This window comes from Pseudomonas mandelii (assembly GCF_002251635.1).
GTDB classification, from domain to species: Bacteria; Pseudomonadota; Gammaproteobacteria; order Pseudomonadales; family Pseudomonadaceae; genus Aquipseudomonas; species Aquipseudomonas mandelii_B.
This window is the reverse complement of sequence record NZ_NMOJ01000067.1, coordinates 40,785-62,333: the sequence shown is the minus strand read 5'-3', so window position 1 is coordinate 62,333 and position 21,549 is coordinate 40,785. Positions and strand designations below refer to the sequence as shown.

At 53.1% G+C, this 21,549-nt stretch carries 22 protein-coding genes, 1 tRNA gene and 1 pseudogene; 17 read left to right on the top strand and 7 right to left on the bottom strand.

What is annotated here, in order from left to right:
• The first annotated feature begins 14 nt into the window (after positions 1-14).
• Together purC and B7L09_RS09845 are read left to right on the top strand one after the other, a co-directional pair.
• The gene (purC, locus tag B7L09_RS09850; protein ID WP_073521641.1) at positions 15-728 is read left to right on the top strand and encodes a phosphoribosylaminoimidazolesuccinocarboxamide synthase; all 714 of its coding nucleotides are present in this window, start codon (positions 15-17) and stop codon (positions 726-728) included.
• Positions 729-811: 83 nt separating this feature from the next.
• Positions 812-901: transfer RNA gene (locus tag B7L09_RS09845), tRNA-Ser, on the top strand.
• A gap of 304 nt (positions 902-1,205) precedes the next feature.
• Here the strand turns inward: B7L09_RS09845 and B7L09_RS09840 are convergent.
• Together B7L09_RS09840 and B7L09_RS09835 are read right to left on the bottom strand one after the other, a co-directional pair.
• Complete coding sequence (locus tag B7L09_RS09840) at positions 1,206-2,633, bottom strand: KAP family P-loop NTPase fold protein (RefSeq protein ID WP_010462241.1); 1,428 nt, start codon at positions 2,631-2,633, stop codon at positions 1,206-1,208.
• Between the two features lie 140 nt (positions 2,634-2,773).
• Entirely contained in the window at positions 2,774-3,823 is a 1,050-nt protein-coding gene (locus B7L09_RS09835; RefSeq protein ID WP_010462239.1) for a tyrosine-type recombinase/integrase, read from the bottom strand.
• On the opposite strand from B7L09_RS09835, the pseudogene B7L09_RS09830 reads away from it, so the two are divergent.
• Positions 3,761-4,279 (top strand): annotated as a pseudogene (locus B7L09_RS09830) (DNA adenine methylase); the annotation flags it as partial. The gene B7L09_RS09835 and the pseudogene B7L09_RS09830 overlap by 63 nt on opposite strands.
• Before the next feature lie 64 nt (positions 4,280-4,343).
• On the opposite strand, the gene B7L09_RS09825 reads toward B7L09_RS09830, so the two are convergent.
• Positions 4,344-6,101 carry a hypothetical protein gene (locus B7L09_RS09825; RefSeq protein ID WP_010462235.1) on the bottom strand — a complete coding sequence of 586 codons (1,758 nt, stop codon included), beginning with the start codon at positions 6,099-6,101 and terminating at the stop codon, positions 4,344-4,346.
• A 270-nt stretch (positions 6,102-6,371) separates the two neighbouring features.
• Here B7L09_RS09825 and B7L09_RS09820 point away from each other — a divergent pair, with 270 nt between their 5' ends.
• The 4 genes from B7L09_RS09820 to B7L09_RS31385 all read left to right on the top strand — a co-directional run bounded on the left by B7L09_RS09820 (position 6,372) and on the right by B7L09_RS31385 (position 9,273).
• Positions 6,372-6,797 (top strand): LexA family protein, encoded by a 426-nt coding sequence (locus tag B7L09_RS09820; protein WP_010462233.1) that lies wholly within the window; start codon positions 6,372-6,374, stop codon positions 6,795-6,797.
• The gene (umuC, locus tag B7L09_RS09815) at positions 6,790-8,067 is read left to right on the top strand and encodes a translesion error-prone DNA polymerase V subunit UmuC (RefSeq protein WP_010462230.1); all 1,278 of its coding nucleotides are present in this window, start codon (positions 6,790-6,792) and stop codon (positions 8,065-8,067) included. Before B7L09_RS09820 ends, umuC begins: the two co-directional genes overlap by 8 nt.
• A gap of 201 nt (positions 8,068-8,268) precedes the next feature.
• The gene (locus B7L09_RS09810; RefSeq protein WP_010462228.1) at positions 8,269-8,793 is read left to right on the top strand and encodes a Panacea domain-containing protein; all 525 of its coding nucleotides are present in this window, start codon (positions 8,269-8,271) and stop codon (positions 8,791-8,793) included.
• Positions 8,794-8,817: 24 nt separating this feature from the next.
• Positions 8,818-9,273, top strand: coding sequence for a hypothetical protein (locus B7L09_RS31385; protein ID WP_141213448.1), 456 nt, complete (start codon positions 8,818-8,820; stop codon positions 9,271-9,273).
• Between the two features lie 210 nt (positions 9,274-9,483).
• Here the strand turns inward: B7L09_RS31385 and B7L09_RS09805 are convergent, their stop codons facing one another.
• Positions 9,484-10,650: a hypothetical protein gene (locus B7L09_RS09805; protein ID WP_010462226.1), complete on the bottom strand. Its 1,167-nt coding sequence runs from the start codon at positions 10,648-10,650 to the stop codon at positions 9,484-9,486.
• A 486-nt stretch (positions 10,651-11,136) separates the two neighbouring features.
• On the opposite strand from B7L09_RS09805, the gene B7L09_RS09800 reads away from it, so the two are divergent.
• The 3 genes from B7L09_RS09800 to B7L09_RS09790 all read left to right on the top strand — a co-directional run bounded on the left by B7L09_RS09800 (position 11,137) and on the right by B7L09_RS09790 (position 12,576).
• On the top strand, positions 11,137-11,358 hold the full coding sequence (locus B7L09_RS09800; protein WP_010462224.1) for a HEAT repeat domain-containing protein: 222 nt from the start codon (positions 11,137-11,139) through the stop codon (positions 11,356-11,358).
• A 456-nt stretch (positions 11,359-11,814) separates the two neighbouring features.
• The gene (locus B7L09_RS09795) at positions 11,815-12,213 is read left to right on the top strand and encodes a hypothetical protein (protein ID WP_141213447.1); all 399 of its coding nucleotides are present in this window, start codon (positions 11,815-11,817) and stop codon (positions 12,211-12,213) included.
• A gap of 21 nt (positions 12,214-12,234) precedes the next feature.
• Positions 12,235-12,576, top strand: coding sequence for a hypothetical protein (locus B7L09_RS09790; protein ID WP_010462219.1), 342 nt, complete (start codon positions 12,235-12,237; stop codon positions 12,574-12,576).
• A gap of 327 nt (positions 12,577-12,903) precedes the next feature.
• On the opposite strand, the gene B7L09_RS09785 is transcribed toward B7L09_RS09790, so the two are convergent.
• A complete protein-coding gene (locus B7L09_RS09785; protein WP_010462217.1) occupies positions 12,904-13,194 on the bottom strand; it encodes a DUF3077 domain-containing protein in 291 nt (96 codons plus the stop codon).
• A gap of 656 nt (positions 13,195-13,850) precedes the next feature.
• On the opposite strand from B7L09_RS09785, the gene B7L09_RS09780 reads away from it, so the two are divergent.
• The 3 genes from B7L09_RS09780 to B7L09_RS32135 all read left to right on the top strand — a co-directional run bounded on the left by B7L09_RS09780 (position 13,851) and on the right by B7L09_RS32135 (position 15,122).
• Positions 13,851-14,174, top strand: a complete 324-nt coding sequence (locus tag B7L09_RS09780) for a preprotein translocase subunit Sec61beta (protein WP_094468661.1) — start codon at positions 13,851-13,853, stop codon at positions 14,172-14,174.
• 245 nt (positions 14,175-14,419) lie between these two features.
• Positions 14,420-14,785, top strand: a complete 366-nt coding sequence (locus B7L09_RS09775; protein WP_094468660.1) for a hypothetical protein — start codon at positions 14,420-14,422, stop codon at positions 14,783-14,785.
• Positions 14,778-15,122, top strand: a complete 345-nt coding sequence (locus B7L09_RS32135; protein WP_217902005.1) for a hypothetical protein — start codon at positions 14,778-14,780, stop codon at positions 15,120-15,122. Before B7L09_RS09775 ends, B7L09_RS32135 begins: the two co-directional genes overlap by 8 nt.
• A gap of 95 nt (positions 15,123-15,217) precedes the next feature.
• Here B7L09_RS32135 and B7L09_RS09765 read toward each other — a convergent pair whose 3' ends face one another.
• Both B7L09_RS09765 and B7L09_RS09760 read right to left on the bottom strand, forming a co-directional pair.
• Positions 15,218-15,817, bottom strand: a complete 600-nt coding sequence (locus tag B7L09_RS09765; RefSeq protein ID WP_176457682.1) for a cupin domain-containing protein — start codon at positions 15,815-15,817, stop codon at positions 15,218-15,220.
• Between the two features lie 67 nt (positions 15,818-15,884).
• Positions 15,885-17,846 carry an oxidoreductase gene (locus B7L09_RS09760; protein ID WP_094468657.1) on the bottom strand — a complete coding sequence of 654 codons (1,962 nt, stop codon included), beginning with the start codon at positions 17,844-17,846 and terminating at the stop codon, positions 15,885-15,887.
• A gap of 213 nt (positions 17,847-18,059) precedes the next feature.
• Between B7L09_RS09760 and B7L09_RS09755 the strand changes: the two genes are divergently transcribed.
• The 4 genes from B7L09_RS09755 (at position 18,060) to B7L09_RS09740 (ending at position 21,511) form a co-directional block, all read left to right on the top strand.
• A complete protein-coding gene (locus B7L09_RS09755; protein ID WP_010462204.1) occupies positions 18,060-19,109 on the top strand; it encodes an ABC transporter substrate-binding protein in 1,050 nt (349 codons plus the stop codon).
• Positions 19,110-19,184: 75 nt separating this feature from the next.
• Positions 19,185-19,955, top strand: coding sequence for a class II aldolase/adducin family protein (locus B7L09_RS09750; protein WP_094468656.1), 771 nt, complete (start codon positions 19,185-19,187; stop codon positions 19,953-19,955).
• 99 nt (positions 19,956-20,054) lie between these two features.
• The gene (locus tag B7L09_RS09745; RefSeq protein ID WP_094468655.1) at positions 20,055-20,702 is read left to right on the top strand and encodes a TetR family transcriptional regulator C-terminal domain-containing protein; all 648 of its coding nucleotides are present in this window, start codon (positions 20,055-20,057) and stop codon (positions 20,700-20,702) included.
• 92 nt (positions 20,703-20,794) lie between these two features.
• Positions 20,795-21,511 (top strand): response regulator, encoded by a 717-nt coding sequence (locus B7L09_RS09740; protein WP_094468654.1) that lies wholly within the window; start codon positions 20,795-20,797, stop codon positions 21,509-21,511.
• Positions 21,512-21,549 lie beyond the last annotated feature (38 nt).

Sequence of the window (21,549 nt, the reverse complement as noted above, 5' to 3'; positions counted from 1 at the left end):
AAGCGGAGCCCATCATGGAAAAACGTGAAGAACTCTACCGCGGCAAAGCCAAATCGGTGTACAAGACCGACGACGCCAACCGCCTGATCCTGCTGTTTCGTAACGACACCTCGGCGTTCGACGGCAAGCGCATCGAACAACTTGATCGCAAAGGCATGGTGAACAACAAGTTCAACGCCTTCATCATGCAGAAACTCGAAGCGGCCGGCATTCCGACCCAATTCGACAAACTGCTGGGCGACAACGAGTGCCTGGTGAAGAAGCTGGACATGATCCCGGTCGAATGCGTCGTGCGTAACTACGCCGCCGGCAGCCTGGTCAAGCGCCTGGGCGTGGAAGAGGGCCTCAAGCTCAACCCTTATACCTTCGAGCTGTTCCTGAAGGACGACGCCAAGGGCGACCCGTTCATCAACGAATCCCACGTCGTGGCGTTCGGCTGGGGCACCGCTGAACAACTGGTTCGCATGAAGGAGTTGTCCCTCAAGGTCAACGACGTGCTGAGCAAGCTGTTCGACGACGCAGGCCTGCTGCTGGTCGACTTCAAACTGGAATTCGGCGTGTTCCACGACGGCTCCATCGTCCTGGGCGACGAATTCAGCCCGGACGGCTGCCGTCTGTGGGACAAAGACACCAAGAAGAAGATGGACAAAGACCGCTTCCGCCAGGGCCTCGGTGACGTTATCGAAGCCTACGAAGAAGTCGCCAAGCGCCTCGGCGTACCGCTTTAATCGACGCAAGCATCTGATAGAACGGAAAAAAATCGCTTTTGGGGTTTGCTTCCGGCGAAANNNNTGTTATGATGCGCGCCGTTGGAGAGATGCCAGAGTGGCCGAATGGGACGGATTCGAAATCCGTTGTACCTTCACCGGTACCTAGGGTTCGAATCCCTATCTCTCCGCCATTATTGAATAAGACTAAGCCCCTGAAATTGTTAAAGATTTCAGGGGCTTTTTCGTTTCTGGCGTTTGGTTTAGGGCATTTTTAGGGCAAAGCTGAATGCGCAAAAGCGTCATTCAGTGTCAGGTCGCGGATACATCTGAGCAGCCTAGTTGGATAGCAAAGCGCTATCCGCAAAGCTACCATCACTGTTTGAAATGCTCGTGGGACCACTCGGTGATTTTATGGTAGGGAGAGGATGGATCAAGGGATGACGTGGCTCTGGCGCAGCATGTGGGTCCTCCCTGATTGGAGGCGAATTACTAATATCACTCTATGCTGTGAGCGAGCTCAACCAGGGTCGTATAGTTTCTCATTTTTTCAAATTCACTATAAAACGCCGCGTTGGCACGTTCGATATATCCGAGTTCGCTCCCCGATCCTCTGTGCATGCTTTGTCGGGCTGCTTCTTTGCCCTCCCGGTATCTCGTCAGGTAATGCGAAAACACGTCATGAACGTTTATATTTGAAACTACAAAATAAAGAATCTTGCCCTCGTATTGGCTCTGTATTTTTTTCATTGCGCTACGATAATCACCTCTAACAGCCATTTCGTAGAGATCAGGAACCTCATCTTTGAGGAATACCAAATAAGCAGCCCAGAAAAAATGAAATTCTTGGGATTGGCAGTTGGTGCGTACTGCATTGATTTGCATAGAGATTTTTTCGAGTTCCCTCAGCTTCGACTTGAAGGTTAATGCAAGAGCCAAAACCACTGCTTGATGTTCATTAAGGTTGTGAGGCCCTGCGAGGATTGCCTCTGCATCCGGTTGTACGGGATCAGTATTAAAGTAATGACTTTGCTGGGCACCGTTTACAGCATTTCCTATACCAACCAATTTATGCTCGGGCATGTCGGAAAAATTAGCTTTAACCCATGCGCCTATATCAGTATTGTCTAAGGTGAATTCAGCATCAAAAAAACGTTTCAAATATTTTTCTGATGCGAAACCCGATCCATAGACGGCTCTAATCGAATGTCCGAGTTGAAGCGTGTCTGTTGCAATAATAAATTTGCATCCAGAGACGTCAAAGAGGTGTTTTATACGCTCTAATAATTCAATTGCGAAAGTCGGGCGGCAACGGTCCAATTCGTCAATGAATATATATACAGGTTTTACTGTCCCACCTGCAGCACGTTGTAGAGAGGAAAGTGTAACCAATTCATGAAATACTTTTTTAAAGTCTTCAACTATTGCGAGCGTTTCTTTGTTAGTTTCAATTAATTTCTCGACGGCCTTTTCGGCAGCTTCTGCGAAGGCTTCGCCATCAGCAATTTCAGACAGCAAGCCGAGGTCCACGCCGGTGAACTTTTTTATAACTCCTTTTGCTAATGCTGGAGTTGCAGCTATTAAGGTTTTCGAAGCCTTTGAGGTGAATTTCCGCATAAGGTTTTCGGCTTCTTGTAATGGCCCGATTGCGGCGTGCAGTTGATCTCTTATCGATGCTACCAAAGATACAAACGCGTCCCCCGAAAAGTCGGTCTCCCACGCATTAAAATACACGCATGCTCTGTCAGTGGACTGCTCCTCCACCCAGTTTTTAAGAAAAAATGTTTTCCCTGATCCCCAGGCTGAGTTTACATTCAGAACATTTATCTTTGGAGTTGCATCCAAGTATTGAGTAAGGAATTTTGCAACCCCTTTTCTGCTCATTTGGTCCAAGGCCCACGGTTCACCTTCGATGTAAACGCCCAATTTTTATTGTCTCCATCAAGAGAGTTGAGGTGAAGTAATTATTTGTGAGCTCTGACTCTAGCAAAATTTCAGCATTAGTAAAATGGGCGTGAAATTCAGTTGCTTATTCCTAGCTCTCCTTTATTTGCAAAATTTAATCCTTACGTTCTAAAGCCAAGCATTTTCGAAACCATCCCTGCCATGCTCTTGGTATCCTTAGGTATCCACCTCCCGTAGTGTTTTCTTACCATTGTCGTATCACTATGCCCGAGCTGTCGGGCAACCCATTCAACGGGTACGTAACTCGACAGCATCTGGCTAGCAAAGGTATGGCGGCACTGATTAGCGCCTCTATGACGAACTGCCGCTTTTCTCAAATGGGCAGTGAACCAGTTACTTAATGTCTTCCCACTCCATAGAAGGCCGCTAGTGGAGCTCCGAAAAAGAAATCTAACTTTCATTTTCTTCGACGTGATGTTGTCGCGCTGGATTATAATTATCTCAACAGTTGGTGCTTCCTTTGCGGCGACAACAATTTCCCGCATCAATGCGAGGGCAGGGTCTATCAGCTCGACGACTCGTACCCTGGAGCGCTCTTTGGGGACTTTGAACTCGCCGACAACCAATGCGCGGCGCACATGTACCAGCCCGGCTTCAAGATCGATGTCCTCAACGGCGAGCCCGATTAGTTCTGACAGGGACAGTCCGGCCCAGCAGTTGAACTCGATCATCCGGGCGTCAGCTCGTCGATCGGGATCCGCTTTGCCAATCAACTCGATCTCCGTGCGACTGAATGGGTCGGCATGCTCCAGGTCGACGTCAGAACCGACGTTACTGATCCGGTCGAGCGGGTTGGATTTCAGGATGCCGTCGCCAAAGGCATCCGCCCAGACCCCGCGGACGATGGTGAAAATGTCGTTCACTGTCTTCGGGGCCAAGCCTTGCTTGAGAAGCTGCGCTTGAAACAACTCAATGTCGCTCTTGCTGATGTCGACGATCCGACGCTTGCCAAATTTCTTCTCGACATGCATAGCCTTGCTGACGTAGTTGACGACGGTGCTGGACGCTTTGAGCGCGCGCTGCACCTCCAGCCAGCGATCAATGCCTTCCTTCACGGTGCGCTTTAGCGAAGGACCACCAGTCCCCGTACCCGCCCCGAAACCCTCACCGACATCCAGCGCGCCGCACGCTTCTTCTACCTGCAGCACCATGCCTTCGCCGGCAAAGTCACCGGGCAGACGTTCGGTACCGCCACCACCGGCCCTGCCATTAACCTGCTACGTATCGAGGAAAATCTCTCGGCCGCCTGGCAGCGCCTGTCCGGTACCTACGTCGAAAATCTCCCGTGGCTTGAATGCGCTGAGCGTTACGACCGTGCCCACACCTTTCACTACATGGACCCGCCTTACTGGCAGACCGCCGGTTATGGGGTGGACTTTCCGTTCGAGAATTATGAGCGCATGGCCGACTTCATGCGCCGTTGTAAAGGCAAGGTGATGGTCAGCATCAATGACCATCCGGACATCCGGCGCGTATTTGAGGGCTTTCACTTTGAGACGCTAGACATCCGCTACTGCAACACCAACCAACGTCAGGGGAAGGCTGAGGTGAGCGGTGAATTGGTTATCATGAACTGGAAACCCTCCGACCTCGGAGGGCTGTTCTGAATGGTCTTAGAATATTTAAAGGGGTTGCCGGGTTAACACGGTACACGTGATCAAGTTGTGCTAATCAGGCGCGTGCCAATATGCGACCCAAGGGATCATTGATTGCTGCAAAGGCTTTGATAACTCCGTCTAAAACGAAGTCGAGAGCACGACCATAGCCCTGGTGCAACGTGGCCGTCTCGAAACCTTGCTCCTGCAGCTTTTTAAGAATCTCGCTCACTGAGTCATGGGCATCGGCAATGCGAAGATCATTGGTGACAAAGAGCATAGCAATGCCGGTACTCCTAGCCTTCCAGCCTTCTGGCTCGTCCTTGTTTTTGAGCGCATCTGGCGCCTCCCAGTTTGCGTCAAAAGCGAGCAAGATATTCAGTAAACCCTCCAGCAACTTCAGGCTAGCTAGATTGGAGGTGGACTCTCTCGGGACGCCGGCTGCCTGTAAAATCTGTTTGAGAAAACCATTGGGCAGTTTTTGCCAAATTTCATGAATGGATTTGCATCGCGCGAGAAAGTCCTGCTGGGTCATGTCCACTGGCGCGACCTGGGCAAGCTTCGAAAGCTGTGGGTAATTTAGCCAACCATCGGCCTCCACCTCTTTTCGCGAGAATCCGAGCAAATCGACGGCGGATTTTTGAATTCCCAAAACAGCCCCCAAGCGGGATAAATTCTCCCCAAGGGACAGTAATTGCGCGAGTAGACGATCAACCTTGGAAACAATATGTTCTTCAGTTAGATCACGCTGTTTTACGATTGCTGCATCTAAAGCGCAGGAATGTGCATGCAATATTTCACGGTCTGGTACGCCTTTGTACAGATCCCGCAACTCTACTTCGATTAGATTTCGCCCGACTCGCCGGCAACCAGTGAACGACCATTGGCCAAGGTAGGACGGGCTGCAAAGCCAGCCACCGGAAAAATCTACGGGAGTGCTTCCGTAAAGTTTGTTCTTCTCATAGCGTTCCAGAAAGCGATCGTCGAGATAAACCGTTTGCTCATCCCTCATGATGTCGTTTGCGATGGCGCGCGTAACCTTTTTTGCGATTCCGGGCCAAGTCAGCTCATCTGCAGTTTGCTGTGGGCAGGGGGCGCCGGATATTGCCTCAACCGTTGCCCATACCTGGAGTAGCAAACCTCCGTTAGCTTCTCGAATGTCGCCGTCAAACCAGCCTCCCGGTTCGCCAAGCGAAACAAAGCTTTCCCCTTTCATCAATTCGCGCAGTTGCGGTACATCCTGGAGCGTTGCCTGATAGTAGAACTGGCGAACGCCACGCGCGCCCCTCATCCATAGATATTTTCGCAGGTATTCATTGGACATGAACCACCGAATGTTTCGGGAAGCCTTGAAGTGATATTGGCAAGAGACCTCCCCCGTGGCGACACCGAATTCCGGCAAGCTCAGGTCGTCGTAAACCATACTTTGCTGCTCGTTGCCAATGCAGCGTGGTGTGAGGCCCAGCGTCATCCAGACCTTTTCCGCAAGGTTGTAGGTGTAGAACAAACTGCTACCCCAAGACGCAACGATGTAATCGTACCCACATACACTCGGTACGAAGTCTCGCAGGCTGCCCTTATCCCCAAAAATCGGAAGTGAGTACGCAACAAGTCCTTGGTCGCTATGGATTATTGGTGGCGCGCTACCGTCATCGGGAACGACTGCCGTCAACATATGTAGCGTCTCGCGGTTCAGCCCTGGAATCTCGGTTTCCGTGAAGCTATTCACTTCGACTTTCAGTAGCGGGTCAGTTCCGACGGGCTCCAGCAGCGAGCGCAAGCGCTGCGGCAGAAACTCGACCGGGATTGGAAAGCTTCCTACGTAATCAAACATCAACACTTCTCCTTGGCTACTGAAAACGATCCATGAGCTTGTTCCGGACTACTATCAGTGAAGGACAACTGATAGCGCATCTTTATGTGAGGCCGTTGCGAAATCGAGGAATATGCCATTGCCATTGCCATTGCCATTGCAAGTCGATGCACGCCCTAAGTGGAAACAATCCATCACCAACCATCGATCAGATTTTTCCCATAAAAAATTGACCGCAAGCAATTCTCAACGTTTACTGTATATTCGTACAGTATTTGGAAGTCGTGCGTCATGAGCTTTTCCCTTCTGGGTCCAATTGCCGAGGGCGGCCGAAAGTTGCCGCTGTGTCTCTTCCGCGTGCCTGCCGGATTTCCCTCGCCGGCGGCGGACTATATTGAGGCGCACATCTCGCTAGATGAGGTCCTGAATGTCCGCGCACCGCATGTCTACCTGGTGTCGCTCACGGGGGAGAGTATGCAGGGCGCGGGTATTTTTGAAGGGGATCTTGCGGTGGTGGATCGCTCCATCGAGCCCGTTCACGGGCACGTGGTTATCGCGCTTCTGAACAACGACCCGGTCTGCAAGCGCCTGTGCATTCGTGGCAAGGACGTGATCCTGCTGTCGGAAAATCCTAAGTACCCGCCACGCTACGTGCTGGAGGGCGACGAACTCACGATCTGGGGCGTCGTAACCAGCAGCGTGCGCAGCCATGTCTAAGGTGCCACCGGTCTTCGGTCTGATCGATTGCAACAGCTTCTATGCCAGCTGCGAACGGGTGTTTCGCCCTGACCTGGCCAAAGTGCCAATTGTGGTCCTGTCGAATAATGACGGCTGCGTTATCGCCCGTAGTTACGATGCCAAGCCTTTCGTGAAAATGGGCGAGCCGTATTTCCAGATCAAGCACAAGCTCAGGCAGCACGGCATTGTCGCGTTCTCGTCGAACTACGCACTCTATGGCGACCTGAGTGAGCGGGTCATGACGTTGATTGAGTCGCTAGTACCGGCTGTTGAGGTGTACAGCATCGACGAAGCTTTTGCCGATCTCACGGGAGTAGACGACCTAGATGGGCTCGGCCGGCGGATCCGCAGCCTGGTGCTGCGCTGCACAGGTATCCCGGTTGGCGTCGGTATCGCCCACACCAAAACCCTGGCCAAACTCGCCAACCACACGGCAAAACGTCTTCAAGCCCAGACCGGCGGCGTCGTAAACATCTGCAATCAGTTCAAGCGCGATTGGGTGCTACGCAACACAGACGTTGCCGAGGTATGGGGTGTTGGTAGACGGATGAAAATGCACCTGGATTCAATGGGCATCAAGACCGCAATGGATTTGGCCAAGGCTGATCCGTGGATCCTGCGCAAAAACTTCAGCGTAGTTATCGAGAAGACGGCCCGAGAGCTATCCGGCACCCCCTGCTTGGAGCTCGACGAGCTCGATCTGCCGAAGCAGGAGATCTGCTGCAGCCGGATGTTCGGCAAACGTCTAAAGGATCTGCCACCGATAAAGGAAGCGGTGGCCATGTACATGATGCGGGCGTCGGAAAAGCTTCGAGCGCAGAACTCATTGTGCAAGAAGGTTCGCGTCAGTATCCGCACCGGCATGTTTAACCCAGAGGAAGCCAAGTATGCGAACGGCGTTGTGGTCGATTTACCGTATCCCACTGATGATGTGCGTCTGCTGACGAAAGCTGCTGTCGGCGCTCTCGATCGTGTGTATCGGCCGGGGTTCAGCTATAGCAAGGCAGAAGTGATGCTTCTGAATCGTTGTAAGCAAGGCGAGTACACCGACGACCTGTTCGCGACTTCTCAGCCTGCAGAGGCAGTCAAAGTAATGGCTGTGCTGGACAAAATTAACGGGCGCTGGGGAAGGGGCACATTGAGGGTGGCCAGCGTCCCGCGCAGCTCTGATTGGGGGATGCGTAGAGAAATGCTTAGCCAGAGCTATACAACTCGATTGGATCAATTATGGACAGTCGGATGCGATTAAATCTTGTTTGAACAGATAGGCATCTGCATAGGTCAGAAAAATATGAGGGATGGATTCACGCGAGCACGATTATGGGGCTACATTATTGGACAAAGCCTCGAAATGCGGAAAAAGCTGGAAAACAATTTTTTAGATTTTTTCAAGCGGTTTCTATAGAATACGCGCGCCCTCATTGGGGGCGGAACGCAGAGGTGAAGAAAAATGGCTATGGCTATGGATAGAAAAGCTATTGAGCAAAAGAAACGAACACTCGAAGCGTTCGCGTACATTGCTGAGAAAAACCGGGATAAAGATAATATTTATAATGTCCTGAAGGTATTTTATTTGGCAGATAAAATACATATGGAACGGTTCGGTCGTTTTATATTTGATGAGCGTTATGTGGCCATGGATAAAGGGCCGGTTCCTTCTCACGCTTATAACTTGCTTAAAGAGTTGCGTGAAAAAGGCAGCCTTGCATGTGAGCTAGAGTCCCCTGTTAGTATTCGGGGTTGGAAGGTTGTCGTTGATCGGCCTTTTGACGATGATCTGTTCAGTGAATCTGATTTAGAGTGCATTGACGAGGTTATTGAGCTTTCTCGCAAAAAAGATCTAGGTGATTTGAGTCATGATTGTGCATGGGAACGGTCGCGGAAAGATCACATGCACTTTATGCCCGATGATTATATATTAGAATCGCTTGAAGACTCTGAGTTGCTAAAAGCATTGGTCAATAATCGATACTGATTTTTTGAAAAGGATTTCATAGCATTGAATTGGTTCGCAAACTCGCTGCTGCGGAATCTTAGAGTTGGATCGGTTGTGTATACTTGGTGTGATTTCTGTACGCCACCGAAAAATAAATATTTGTTGGTAGTGTCGCTCTCACCACGGCTTCTAGTGCTGGTGATTAACTCTGAAATTAACCAATTTTATGTGGTTAAAGGGCAGCAGCAGTTTCATGTCCTTGTCCCACAAGCAGAGCACCCTTTCCTGCAGCATAACTCCCATGCTTGCTGCATCGAAGCGATTGAAGCATTCGATCTTACATTTATGCATGCATCGCTGTTGGCAAATTATTCAGCTTTTCATCGAGGGCATATAACTAGTCGTTGTTTAAAAGATGTGTATGATGCTGTGCAAACTCAAAAAATTATGCGAAAAGTGTATAAGGCAGAAATTGTTTCTGCTCTCGAATATGAGTTGATGGCTTGTATTGAAAGCTAGTATTGGGTCGAAGCGCCGCAGATACAAAGTGTACTGTCTTTCAAATGGATATATTGCTTAATTCTAAATGCCGATGATTATAAGTAGGTAAGTCGATGTTTATTATTATGGTAGCTAAATGCATAGTTTTTGCCCCTCCCCCCGTCCGACAGGATTGGCACTGACTTGGCTCGGAGAAGGTGATAGCTGAGGGGCTGTTGTCGGCTATATTCATTCATTTAATAAATATCCCCAGATGTGTTCATGAATAGAAAACTCTGCTTTTTGTGGGTAAAGGTGGACATACAAATATTGTTCGGCAGTATTGAAGCCAGATACTATTCTATCAACCGAGTAATAATAGTCTTCTTTCACATATCCAGTAATTGTTGCGCCTTGAAATGGCATACTAAGTATAGGTTTTCCCACGTAAATCGGTGGTGCGGGGACGGATTTGACTCGTTTTGGCCATTTATGGCTAGCGTCAAACTCTTGTTTTTTCAAGAGAAAGTCTAAAACTATTTCCAAGCAGTAATTAAAGTTTTCAATGTTCAATTCGTTGGCTGCAAAATTCGTATAATAGTCCAGGTGCCAAGTTTCTTTCTCTGTCTCAACTACTTCGGGCGTTAATCTTCTAAAATTTTCAGTATCAACTGTGCTGATGCCCCATTCCATGCAGTCTGTCTTTAATTTTTCATGGTTGATTTGGATATAATCTGTTGGCTTTTTTACATTTGCTTCTATCCACTGTTTGTTTCTAGTCCAGTGGTGAGCTTTCCTGCCGCCGGATACGCCCAGGCCTAACCAGTCAGAGAGGCCATTATCGTTTGCTTCGCGCAGTCTAAAGGCGTAAATACAATACTCGAATTCATAAGATATATAGAACGCCTTGCGTAGCCCAACTAACGAGTCGAGAAATTTCCCTTGTTCCGCGAGGGTGATAGCGTCTTTTATTAAAGTCTTTGCTGGGCCATCTTTAAGGATGTCGGTAAGGAAGATTTCTTGTAGTTTTGCACCAACTACATGCTCTAGTAGTGCATCAACGAAGTTTTCTGCTGTGTTGAAATAAGTTATTACAGAGGCTGGTTCCGACAGTTGTCCGTAATGCTTTGAGATAACCCTCTGTTTATTAAGCGCTTTTATAGTTCCTGATTTAATAACTGGAACGTTCAGTTTTTTTAGTTCGCCAAGTAATTCGTCGAAAGACTTTGATTCTAAGTTTCTTTGTTCGTTTTTGTCTAGTTCATCTAGTGCGGCAAGAACAACCAGCTCAACAAAATCTTGGAGTAGTATAATTCCAGCTGTGCAGGAGTGTTTGTCGCCGGAATTAACCAGGGATTTGGTTTTTTTAAATATGGCTTTTGCAACAAGAAGCGTATTTAAAGTTGAGGTTTTCATTTTCGTCCTTTTTTCTATGATCGATAAATCTTCTTTTTGTTGGACATCGCTTGCTTGAATGGCTCTGGCTTCCTCGCGGATTAAATCCTAACCGTGCTGCATGCTTCTAATTCGTACCAAGCCCTATTCGTTGTGGTCGGAGTTGTCACCTTTAGCCTAGCATGCCCCCACAGACGCTACCGCCAACCTCAATCGTGTGTCGCTGTTCGTAGATTTTCCTAACTTTAGCAGCCTGAAGCTGGATGCATGCTTACAGTACGGATCAAATCCTTAGGTGGCGACGTGCCTTTCGGGCAAATCAAAATAGCTCTGCTGTCCCTTACGGGATGGCACAGCTATTTTTTTTGTGCTCAGTCGGTTCTTAGGTGGCCGACAGGAATAGATAGAGAGGCGCTGCCGATAAAGTTGGCGACAAGTGATCCAGCGAGAATCTTACAAAGAGATAACGGTATGATTGAGTTATCAAAACCACAAGGAGAGTTGTAGATGAAAACTGTTGATGTCCGTGATGCGCTGCTCGAGATATTGAATAGAACGGCTGCAAGTACTCAAGTGAGGGTAGGGGCGGCTAAAGGGCTTAGCTACATTGGCGACGTGAAATCGCTCTTCGCTTTACGCGACATTTTGAACGCGCCCCAGGAGGATGATGAGTTGAGGGCTGCGGTAGCAGAGGCTTTAGGTAAAAGCTGCGAGAAGACGGCTCTGTAGCGCGTTTTAAATAAAAAGTAAGCCTTCCATTCATCAACTTTGTGGGGGGCTTGTTTTAGCGGTTAGGGCTTATGGTCTGGCCAGTCATGAATAAAATGGAGCAAAAATGGGGCATTCCGTACGCCAAACTATGCCATTCAATGCTAATCATGCATTTATGAATGCACCCTGCATGATCGATATGGCGTAGCAAACATGGGCCTTCAGCCTCTGTTGCTTCTAATACCCAAGCACAATCTGCGTTTGGTATAAGGTCGCGTCCCTTTTCAATGCAGTGGCGGTCGTGGCGCCGAAACATTGAACAAAAGCCTGGTAAATCGGCGTAGGTGATATCGATTTGCACTCCCGACATCGAATGCCGAAGGCTCGGGCTTTATGGGGCGTTTTATCGATTTCGCACTGCATGCTTGGCGGTCTTGCGCTAACCTCAAGCCCTTCAAATTAAGGATGATCTTGATGAAATTCCTCACTGCGGCCTTTTCTCTGCTGCTAGTTTCGTCTCCGGTGTTTTCTTGTGACTGGAAAATCAGCAAAACCAGGGATCAGATGACCGACGTGGTCACGTGTGCTGTGACATCCGCCAAAGCAAAAGTTTCATTTTATCGGCATGGAAAGGATCGCCCCAACGTCTACGACGGAAGTGCTTACAGCGAATCCGGCCTGAGAATTAGAATCGACGACAACAAGGTCATCTCCATGGGCGATAACGCGTATACGCGACAAAAGGCCTTGGATGAGTTGCTGCCGCAGCTGAAATCCGGGACACGTATTCGCACCGCTTTTGATGACTACCCGGAATACAAAGAAGGGGATGCGCCGTTGTGTAATCTCCAGAAGCTATTGGATGCTTGCTGAAAGAACCTAGGGAGGCCCTGCATGTTTTGGAAGAAAAAAGTGGTGGCGCTCACTGATGAACAGCTTTTTGTTCAGACGATTGCTGCCGCCCACGAGAGCGGTGATCAGCGAATAGAGCTGACCTATCGTCTGCTGCTTCTCGCACAGGATGCAGAAAAAATCCGTGTCAGTATGCAAAGCATTGTCGACAACTACAGCGATGGACTTAGCGATCTGACACAAGGAGCCTGTCATCTTTTTTCTACGCCGTTGGCCGCTGAAGTTGAAGGGCTGGAGCGTTCGGTCATTGACATTTTCGAGATGGTCGAGGGGCTGGCGGATACGGCTCAGGATCTAGTGATCAAATTAAGTCGGCAGACATAACAATGAACTGTATTTCTAATCTGCATCTGATAGGGCTACCCGTTCAGTCCTGATAGTGGAAATAATTTAGGGCAAAATTAGGGCAGATTCAGGGCCGCCATGAACCGCTCTGCGCCATTGGCAAAGGACAAAAGCACCGTCTATGCTTGCCTGAAGCGGTCTGCAGCGACGTAGGAAGGGGTTCGAATCCCTATCTCTCACCCCAAGCCGTGGTACTCAGTCAGCGAGTGGGTGGCAGCATAGGCGCCATGGGAAAGTGACTAACATCACCCCCCATGGCGGTCTGTTACCCCGAATGTCCAGGGAACCTATCAGAAAGGCCAGCCGCTATTTTGCGGCTTTCTTGTCCTTCCGATCAGGTCTGGGTGTTACCGCCTTCACCACATCATCAAGCAGCGCTTTACCCATCGCCGTTAAATAGTGCGCGGCCCAGGCATGACGGTCGGTGTCTCTTACGTAGGCGGCGTCTTCCGTGAACGCCTTGGCCAGGAACAGAAAATCAGAGGCCTGTGCCAATGCATCACTCACAGGCACTCCAGCACTGACGTGGAACATCGCTTTGCCTGAACAGTAGATGGGGGTGAAGCCGATGGTTTTTGCTTCTGCTGATTCGGTCATTTGCCACCTCCAGTGACGGAGATGCAGCGGGATCGACAGTGAGAATTGAGGTGAGGGAAGCGCAGAAATTTGTACGGATTTACAGTGTGCATTGTCTACTCCTTGACGTTAGGAGCTGCCGTTTTCGTTACCAAGCGAATGGGTGGCAGCTGCGCGCAGGTTGGTAAACCGGGAGTCAAGGAGACCGGCACGCCCGAAGGCGTCCCACGCACAGCCGCCATAGCACAAGATTACTGGTGAAAAAACCAGCATTGTGATGGGGACGCTGTTGCGTAACTCGTCGGGTTACCAAGCCCGGTCGCTGAATGTGCAGCGACGTCTGGAGAGTATCCCGCCGAAGATATGGCCAACAAGGCGGCAACCTGCCCAAAAGCACAGCAAGCGTACCCCCTTACGCAACTCTCGGATTTTGCCTACAACTTCAGCGAGAGTCACCCGGATATTCTGGCGCCGACCCCACTCTGACAAAGAAGCGAAGCCCGACCAAGCGAGAAAAAAAGGCGCCTCCCGCTCATTAGCTATCATGCAATAAAGAGCGANGCGCCGACCCCACTCTGACAAAGAAGCGAAGCCCGACCAAGCGAGAAAAAAAGGCGCCTCCCGCTCATTAGCTATCATGCAATAAAGAGCGAAATCACCGGATAGCGGGGAAGAGCATGAATAGATGGCGGCGGCTTTGGTTGATTATCAAGCTGATTGCAGCCTTGGCGGCCTGTGTGGCCGTCGCTGTTCAGGCTTTTCTCTACATGCTGGACAGCTCCGACGCCGTGCAAATTCACCCCTTGAGCATTTTGGTTGTCGGGCTGATTTTTGGCTTTATTGTTTTTGGACTTCTCTCATTGATTGAAAGGGGTGTGTTGCGACTGGTGGCCCCGATCATTTCCAGACCTCAAGCAGAACCTGAAGGCGATGCCAGTGCAATGCCGGAACGGCCACTGACCTTCTCAACCGAAGACCCCACTCATCAGAGAAACCTGTGACCTTGCGCTGGCAGCTTTCGCAAGAGCCCCGTGGACGGATCTCACAGGCGTAATTCCGGGCTGACACAAACGAGAGAATCGTCCTACTTCGCACGCGGATACGTCCGAGATTGATCGAAGGTATATTCGTTTTTCAGCGAAGGCATCCGTAATGACTTCGCGGTCGAGCAGGTGGCTGGACGTTACGCACCATCTTCTGGTTGATCGGTTAATCGATGATTTATTCCCTCAAGGAGGAGGTAGCGATGTACAGCAGCAGTGAAGAAGGTTTTCAGAGTGATGATCAGACCGGGGTGACACGAGGCAAGCCAATATCCAGTGTTCTTCATCTGGATACCGGGCGGTTGGCCAACATTTTCAAAGCGCGGATAAAGAATACCGGGTGCCCGTTCTGTGAGCATGATGAGTGGGAGTTGCCACTTCAGGCCGGGGCGACGGGCGTAGGGTTGCCCTGGTCGTATGGCAAAGAGTACTTACGCTCCGGCACACCGGCGGTGATGCTTAATTGCAAGTACTGCGGATTTATTCGCCTGCATTCGCTCAATGTGCTGGCAGATATCATCGTCGAAGACAGCAGCAAAACCGTAGCGCTGGAGGTCTGCGATGAGTGAACCTTTTGTGCTGGTAAACCTTGATGAGCATTACCCCGACCGCTTCCCGAGCAACAAACGAAGTGGCACTGACGAGAATGGACGAAGACCACCAGGTCCTCCAGGAGAAAACCCATTGGAACCGCGAGTATCCAAACTTGAGACGCATATCGAATACGTCCGACGTGACATCGGTGACCTTCGCGTGGAGTTTCGTGACCACCGTCAAGAGTCTCGAACGGATTTTCGGGAGCATCGCAAAGAAGCTCGAACGGATTTTCGTTTACTGTTCGGCGCGTTGATCACCACGGCGCTGGGCTTGGCAGCCATGATGGGAAAAGGGTTCGGTTGGTTGTAAATGAGTGAGTAAAAAGAAAAACCGGCTAAACGCCGGTTTTTTCGTGCAATTTGCCGACACCCTGATTTTGTCTCCGCTCTGAGGTCGCCAGCCCCTCAGAACGAAGGCGGCGTAATCACCCAGATCACCACCGCGTCCACCTCCCCAGGATTGCCATACCGATGCGGCTCCTGGCTCGAAAAGCTGAAACTGTCCCCTTCATTCAGCTGGAAATAACGCTCCCCCACCCACAACTCAAAACTCCCCGACAGCAAATACCCGGCTTCTTCGCCTTCATGGCTGTAACTCTGCTGACTGTAGGTCCCGGGCGGAAACCGTGAGTGCAGCATCTCCAATTGTCGATTCGGCTGCGGCGTCAGCAGCTGATCCACAATCCCATCCTCATAATGCACGCTCATCCGAGTGTTCTTGCGTACCACAACGCCGGCATCTTCAGGCGCGGTATTGCCCTCGCTGGCAAAGAACCATTGAATGGTCACACCCAAACTACGCGCGATGTTGAACAGCGCAGGAATGGACGGGTAAGCCAGATTCCGTTCCAGTTGGCTGATATACCCCGCCGTCAGCTCGCTCATCTGCGCCAGTTCCGCCAGGGTCATGCCCCGACGTTTACGCAACCCACGAATCCGTGTGCCGAGAAAATGCGGCTCTGCCGTGGCGCTGTCCTGTGTGAGCGCGCTGCTGGCAGGCGGCATCTTGCTGCTGTTGCTCATGGCGTGCTCCAAACCGGGGTGTGTAAAAGCCCCGGAGTATAAAACAGCCTCAAAGCGCCCAGGCGATTTTCAAACCTTCGTAGATGGCTTCTTCGGCGGTGCGCGGGGCGAGGCAATCGCCGATGCGACGAAATTCCACCAGGCCTTGCAGTTCAGCGCCGAGGGTATCGACGGGTTGATGGCCCTGGCAGAGCACCAGTGTGTCGATGTTTTCGAAGAGCATCGGTTCGCCGCTGGCGGTGTGTTGCAGGTAGACGGTATTGTCGTCGCAGCCGTAGAGGCGGGCGTAGGGGGTGATCGGGATGCCGAGTTTGTGCAGTTCGCCGGCCAGTTGATCGCGCACGTACAGCGGCAGGTTTTCCCCGCAATGGGTGCCGTTGACGGCGAGTTGCACCTGGTGTCCGGCGCGTACCAGACGTTCGGCGATGCCGGGACCGATCCAGTCGGCACGCCAATCGACGACCACCACGGAACGACCGATTTGCACTTCCTCGCGCAGCACTTGCCAGGCGTCTACGACCTGCAATTCGCCGCCGCGCTCGAACGCCGGCCAATACGGTTCGGCGCCGGTAGCGACGATCACCATGTCCGGGCGTTCGCGTTCGACCAGCGCCCGGTCGACACGGGTGTTACGCACGACGCGCACCCCGGCCAGATCCATTTCGCGTTGCAGGTTGGTGCTGGTACCGCCGAATTCGGCGCGTCGAGGCAGCAGTTGCGCCAGCAAGACCTGGCCGCCGAGCTGCGAGCTGGCTTCGTAAAGGGTCACCTCATGTCCGCGCTGGGCGGCCACGGCGGCGGCTTTCATCCCGGCCGGTCCGCCGCCGGCGATCATGATGCGTTTGCGTTGAACGGCTGGCTGCCGTTGGCCGAAGATCAGTTCGCGGCCGGTTTCCGGGTGCTGAATGCAGGAAATCGGCAGGCCTTTGTGGAAGTGGCCGATGCACGCCTGGTTGCAGGCGATGCAGGCGCGCACGTCTTCGACGTGGCCGGTGTCGGTTTTGTTGGGCATTTGTGGGTCGCAGATCAGCGCGCGGGTCATGCCGCAGACATCGGCCTGGCCGCGGGCCAGAATCAGTTCGGCTTCTTGCGGCTGGTTGATGCGTCCGGTGACGAACAGCGGAATCGACAACCCGGCCTTGAACGTTCCAGCTTCCTTGGCCAGATAAGCGGCTTCGATCGCCATCGGCGGCACGATGTGCACGGCGCCGCCCAACGAAGCCGAGGTGCCGGCGACGATGTGCACGTAATCCAGAATCGGTTGCAGCGATTGTACGGCGGCCAGGGATTCGTCCTCGGTCAGCCCTTCAGGGTCGCGCTCATCGGCGGAAATGCGCAGGCCGATGATGAAATGCTCATCAGTGTTGGCGCGCACCGCAGCGATCACTTCACGCAGGAAACGCAGGCGCTGTTCCAGCTCGCCGTTGTAGTCATCGGTGCGACGGTTGACCCGGGGGTTGATGAATTGCGCCGGCAGGTAGCCATGGCTGGCGACCACTTCCACACCGTCGATTCCGGCCTGATACAGGCGTCGGGCCGCTGCGCCGTAACCGCCGACGATCTCGTCGATCATCGTTTGATCCAACGCACGCGGCATCACCCGAAACCGTTCGTTAGGCACCGCCGAAGGCGAGTAGGCGACGGCCAGCAAGCCATCGCTGGACTCCATGATTTCCCGACCCGGATGGAAGAGCTGCGACAGCACCACGGTGCCGTGCGCATGACAACGCTCAGCGATCGTTCGATAGCCCTCGATGCAAGCGTCGTCGGTGGCCATCAGCACGTGCGAGGTGTACCGCGCGCTGTCATGCACGCCGGCCACTTGCAACACGATTAGCCCGACGCCACCTTCGGCCCGCGCGGTGTGGTAGGCGATCAGTTGCTCGTTGACCAGGTTGTCGGTGGGCATCGAGGTGTCGTGACCGCTGGACATGATGCGGTTTTTCAGGCGTTTGCCACGCAGTTGCAACGGTTCGAACAGGTGCGCGAAGGCAGGGGTAGCGGTCGACATGGTGCGATTACTCCAGGCAGGCTGAAGCCGAAAGGCCGGTTTTCGGCATTATTATTTTTCTATAAGAATTTACCGCTAGTAAAAAATCAACTGATTTTTTTACTGATGTTCTCAGGCGATTCTTCTCTGCATGACTGCCGGGGGACGAGGCGGGGAATGCACGGCAGGGCCTTTGTTTTTTATGTGTCGGCGCACCGGCAAGAGGAACCACTGATGAAATCGAATACGCTCAAGCACGGTTTTTATCCCTTGATGCTGTCCTTGGCCGTCAGCCTTGGCAGCGCTCAGGCAGCACCGGACATGGTGGTGGTGGGTTACGGCGGCGCCGGCCAGAAAGCCCAGGATGTGGCGTTCTTCCAGCCGTTCAGCATTGCGGATCGCAGCAAGCTGATTCAAAGCGAATACAACGGTGAGATGGCCCGGATCAAAGTGATGGTCGACACCGGCAACGCCGATTGGGACGTGGTGCAGATAGAAGGCCCCGACCTGATGCGCGGTTGCGATGAAGGAATGTATGAAAAACTCGACTGGAAAACCCTCGGTCGCGTCGAACAATTGATTCCCGACGCCGCGCAGCCGTGCGGCTCGGCAGCGCTGGTGTGGAGCGTGGCGATTGCCTACGACACGCAGAAGCTGGCGCAGGCTCCGACGTCGTGGGCCGACTTCTGGGATGTGCACAAAACCCCCGGAAAACGCGGGCTGCGCAAGCGTGCTGTGTATAACCTGGAGTTCGCGTTGCTGGCCGACGGCGTGAAAGTCGAAGACGTTTATTCAGTGTTGAACACGCCGCAAGGTGTCGACCGGGCCTTCGCCAAGCTCACCGAGCTCAAACCCTACATCCAGTGGTGGGAAGCCGGCGCGCAACCGGCGCAATGGCTTACGGCCGGGGATGTGGTGATGACCTCGACGTACAGCGGACGTGTGGCCGCTGCCGCGCAAAACGGCAGTCACCTGGGGCTGGTGTGGCCGGGCAGTCTGTATGGCATGGATTACTGGGCGATCATCAAAGGCTCGAAACATGTCGATCAGGCCAAGCGCTTTATCGCGTTCGCCAATCAGTCGGACGCGCAGGTCAAGTATGTCGAGCAGATCCCTTACGGCCCGACCAATACGCAAGCGGCAGCCAGACTCGACGGCAAACTCGCGCAATGGGTACCCACGGCGCCGCAAAACCTGAAAGGCGCGCTGTCGATGGACGTGGCGTTCTGGGTCGATCACGGCGAAGAACTCGAAGAGCGTTTTAATGCCTGGGCCAGCAAGTAGCCGCTGGCGGCTGGACGTTTCACCGCGTCCGGCCTTACTGTTTTGCGCAGTCGATTACCCTGGAGAACCGCAACAATGAACGAGATCACCCACCCGCTGCGCAGCACGACGGAACAGCATCTGCGCGAGGAGCTGGCCGCCTGTTATCGATTGATCGCGCACTTTCGCATGACCGATCTGATTTTTACCCACATCTCAGTGCGACTGCCGGGGCCTGAGCATCACTTCCTGATCAATCCATACGGGCTGATGTTCGATGAGATCACCGCGTCGAATCTGGTCAAGATCGGCCTTGATGGCCGGGCCGTGGAGCCGTCGCCGTATCCGGTGAATCCGGCAGGTTTTGTGATTCACAGCGCCATCCATGGTGCCCGTGACGATGCGCAGTGCGTGCTGCACACCCACACCCGATCCGGCTGCGCGGTCGCAGCGTTGAAGTGCGGGTTGTTGCCGGTGAATCAGATCTCCATGGAGTTCTACGGGCGGGTGGCCTATCACGACTATGAAGGCGTGGCGCTGGACATGAGCGAACAGCAGCGCCTGGTGCAGGACCTTGGCGACAAGCCGGTGCTGATGCTGCGTAATCACGGTTTGCTGACCGTTGGCCAGACTGTGAGCCAGGCCTTCTTGCGCATGTACTACCTGGAAAAAGCCTGTGAAATCCAGCTCGCTGCGCAAGCTGCCGGTGAGTTGGTCTTGCCGCCGAGCGAGGTGTGCGAACACACCGAACGTCAGTTCAATGATCCTGGCCGGCCGCTGGACGAAGGGGAGTTGAGCGACCCGGATGCCATGCAGTTGGCCTGGGCCGCGCTGTTGCGATTGCTTGAGCGGGTGGCGCCGGGTTAGCTTCAACATCTGGAGTAGCCGAGGGTTGTTGCTGTACAGTCGTTCAGCTCGCGAATGGCTCATACAGAGCTCAACCCTCGCCTCCAGGAACGCCGCCCCATGACTCAGGAAGTCCGATTCTCCAGAATGACGCCGGAGCTGCGCAAAACCAATCTCATCGAGGCCACGCTCGTGTGCCTCAAGCGCGACGGCTTCCAAGGCGCATCAATACGCAAAATTTCCGCCGAGGCCGGTGTCTCGGTCGGTCTGATCAGTCATCACTATTCCGGCAAGGACGAACTGGTCGCCGAGGCCTACCTGGCAGTGACCGGACGGGTCATGGGATTGCTGCGCGCCGCCATGGAACAGGCGGCCCCCAATGCCCGCGAGCGTCTGTCGGCGTTCTTTCGCGGCTCGTTTTCCGCTGAATTGCTGGACCCGCAACTGCTGGACGCCTGGCTGGTATTCTGGGGCGCGGTCAAGACGGCCCCGGCGATCAACCAGGCCCACGAACATTCCTATGGCGAGTACCGCACCATCATGCGCTCGGCCCTGACGGACATGGCCAGGGAGGAGGGGTGGAAACAGTTCGACGCCGACCTGGCCGCCATCGGCTTGAGCGCCTTGCTCGATGGGTTGTGGTTGGAGTCTGGGCTCAACCCTGGCACCTTTACGCCGGCGCAGGGCATCCAGATTTGCGAAGCCTGGGTCGACGGCTTGCAGAGTGGNGGGCGTCAGCGTTTCTGTTTGCAGACGACGGGCTGTTGATCGATCGTTCAGCAATGGATACTCTCAGGCGTCGATGCAGGAAAAAACTCTAATAAGAAACACGCCTACGGGCACACGCAGGACACCATGCGATGACTCCTCGAGTATTGATCGTCGATGACGATCCGTTGATTCGCGAACTGCTGCAGGCTTACTTGAGCCAGGAAGGTTACGAGGTGCATTGCGCCGCCACCGCAGAGCTGGCCGAAACCTTCCTGGCGACCCAGACGGTCGATCTGGTGATGCTCGATATCCGCTTGCCCGGCAAGGACGGCCTGACCCTGACCCGGGAGCTGCGGGTCCGTTCGGAAGTCGGGATCATTCTGATCACCGGGCGCAACGATGAAATCGATCGTATCGTCGGCCTCGAGTGCGGCGCCGATGATTACGTGATCAAACCGCTCAATCCACGCGAACTGGTGTCCCGGGCGAAGAACCTGATACGCCGGGTGCGTCATGCCCATACGCCTAAATCGGTTGCAGCCATTTCTCGACCGGTCAAACAGTTTGCCGCCTGGGGCCTGGACACGGATCGCCGACGGTTGATCGACAACAGCGGCAGCGAAACCCTGCTGACCCACGGCGAGTATCAATTGCTCAGCGTGTTCTTGCGCAACAGCGGTCACACCCTGAGCCGCGATCAACTGATGGACCAGATTCGCAACCGCGAATGGGTGCCCAACGACCGCTCCATCGACGTGCTTGTCGGACGTCTGCGACGCAAGTTGCACGATGACCCGGCCGAGCCGCAATTGATCATCACCATCCACGGCGCCGGTTATCTGTTCACCGCCAGCGTGGCAGCCTGAACGCGGTGCTGCGACGTTTTAGCTTGCTGTTGGCGTTG

Excerpts from the sequence above, each read along its gene's own strand:
- purC (WP_073521641.1), top strand. The coding sequence starts at position 15 with ATGGAAAAACGTGAAGAACTCTACCGCGGCAAAGCCAAATCGGTGTAC.
- B7L09_RS09835 (WP_010462239.1), bottom strand. The coding sequence starts at position 3,823 with ATGGTGCTGCAGGTAGAAGAAGCGTGCGGCGCGCTGGATGTCGGTGAG.
- B7L09_RS09825 (WP_010462235.1), bottom strand. The coding sequence starts at position 6,101 with ATGTTTGATTACGTAGGAAGCTTTCCAATCCCGGTCGAGTTTCTGCCG.
- B7L09_RS09820 (WP_010462233.1), top strand. The coding sequence starts at position 6,372 with ATGAGCTTTTCCCTTCTGGGTCCAATTGCCGAGGGCGGCCGAAAGTTG.
- umuC (WP_010462230.1), top strand. The coding sequence starts at position 6,790 with ATGTCTAAGGTGCCACCGGTCTTCGGTCTGATCGATTGCAACAGCTTC.
- B7L09_RS09810 (WP_010462228.1), top strand. The coding sequence starts at position 8,269 with ATGGCTATGGCTATGGATAGAAAAGCTATTGAGCAAAAGAAACGAACA.
- B7L09_RS09805 (WP_010462226.1), bottom strand. The coding sequence starts at position 10,650 with ATGAAAACCTCAACTTTAAATACGCTTCTTGTTGCAAAAGCCATATTT.
- B7L09_RS09800 (WP_010462224.1), top strand. The coding sequence starts at position 11,137 with ATGAAAACTGTTGATGTCCGTGATGCGCTGCTCGAGATATTGAATAGA.
- B7L09_RS09795 (WP_141213447.1), top strand. The coding sequence starts at position 11,815 with ATGAAATTCCTCACTGCGGCCTTTTCTCTGCTGCTAGTTTCGTCTCCG.
- B7L09_RS09790 (WP_010462219.1), top strand. The coding sequence starts at position 12,235 with ATGTTTTGGAAGAAAAAAGTGGTGGCGCTCACTGATGAACAGCTTTTT.
- B7L09_RS09785 (WP_010462217.1), bottom strand. The coding sequence starts at position 13,194 with ATGACCGAATCAGCAGAAGCAAAAACCATCGGCTTCACCCCCATCTAC.
- B7L09_RS09780 (WP_094468661.1), top strand. The coding sequence starts at position 13,851 with ATGAATAGATGGCGGCGGCTTTGGTTGATTATCAAGCTGATTGCAGCC.
- B7L09_RS09775 (WP_094468660.1), top strand. The coding sequence starts at position 14,420 with ATGTACAGCAGCAGTGAAGAAGGTTTTCAGAGTGATGATCAGACCGGG.
- B7L09_RS32135 (WP_217902005.1), top strand. The coding sequence starts at position 14,778 with ATGAGTGAACCTTTTGTGCTGGTAAACCTTGATGAGCATTACCCCGAC.
- B7L09_RS09765 (WP_176457682.1), bottom strand. The coding sequence starts at position 15,817 with ATGCCGCCTGCCAGCAGCGCGCTCACACAGGACAGCGCCACGGCAGAG.
- B7L09_RS09760 (WP_094468657.1), bottom strand. The coding sequence starts at position 17,846 with ATGTCGACCGCTACCCCTGCCTTCGCGCACCTGTTCGAACCGTTGCAA.
- B7L09_RS09755 (WP_010462204.1), top strand. The coding sequence starts at position 18,060 with ATGAAATCGAATACGCTCAAGCACGGTTTTTATCCCTTGATGCTGTCC.
- B7L09_RS09750 (WP_094468656.1), top strand. The coding sequence starts at position 19,185 with ATGAACGAGATCACCCACCCGCTGCGCAGCACGACGGAACAGCATCTG.
- B7L09_RS09740 (WP_094468654.1), top strand. The coding sequence starts at position 20,795 with ATGACTCCTCGAGTATTGATCGTCGATGACGATCCGTTGATTCGCGAA.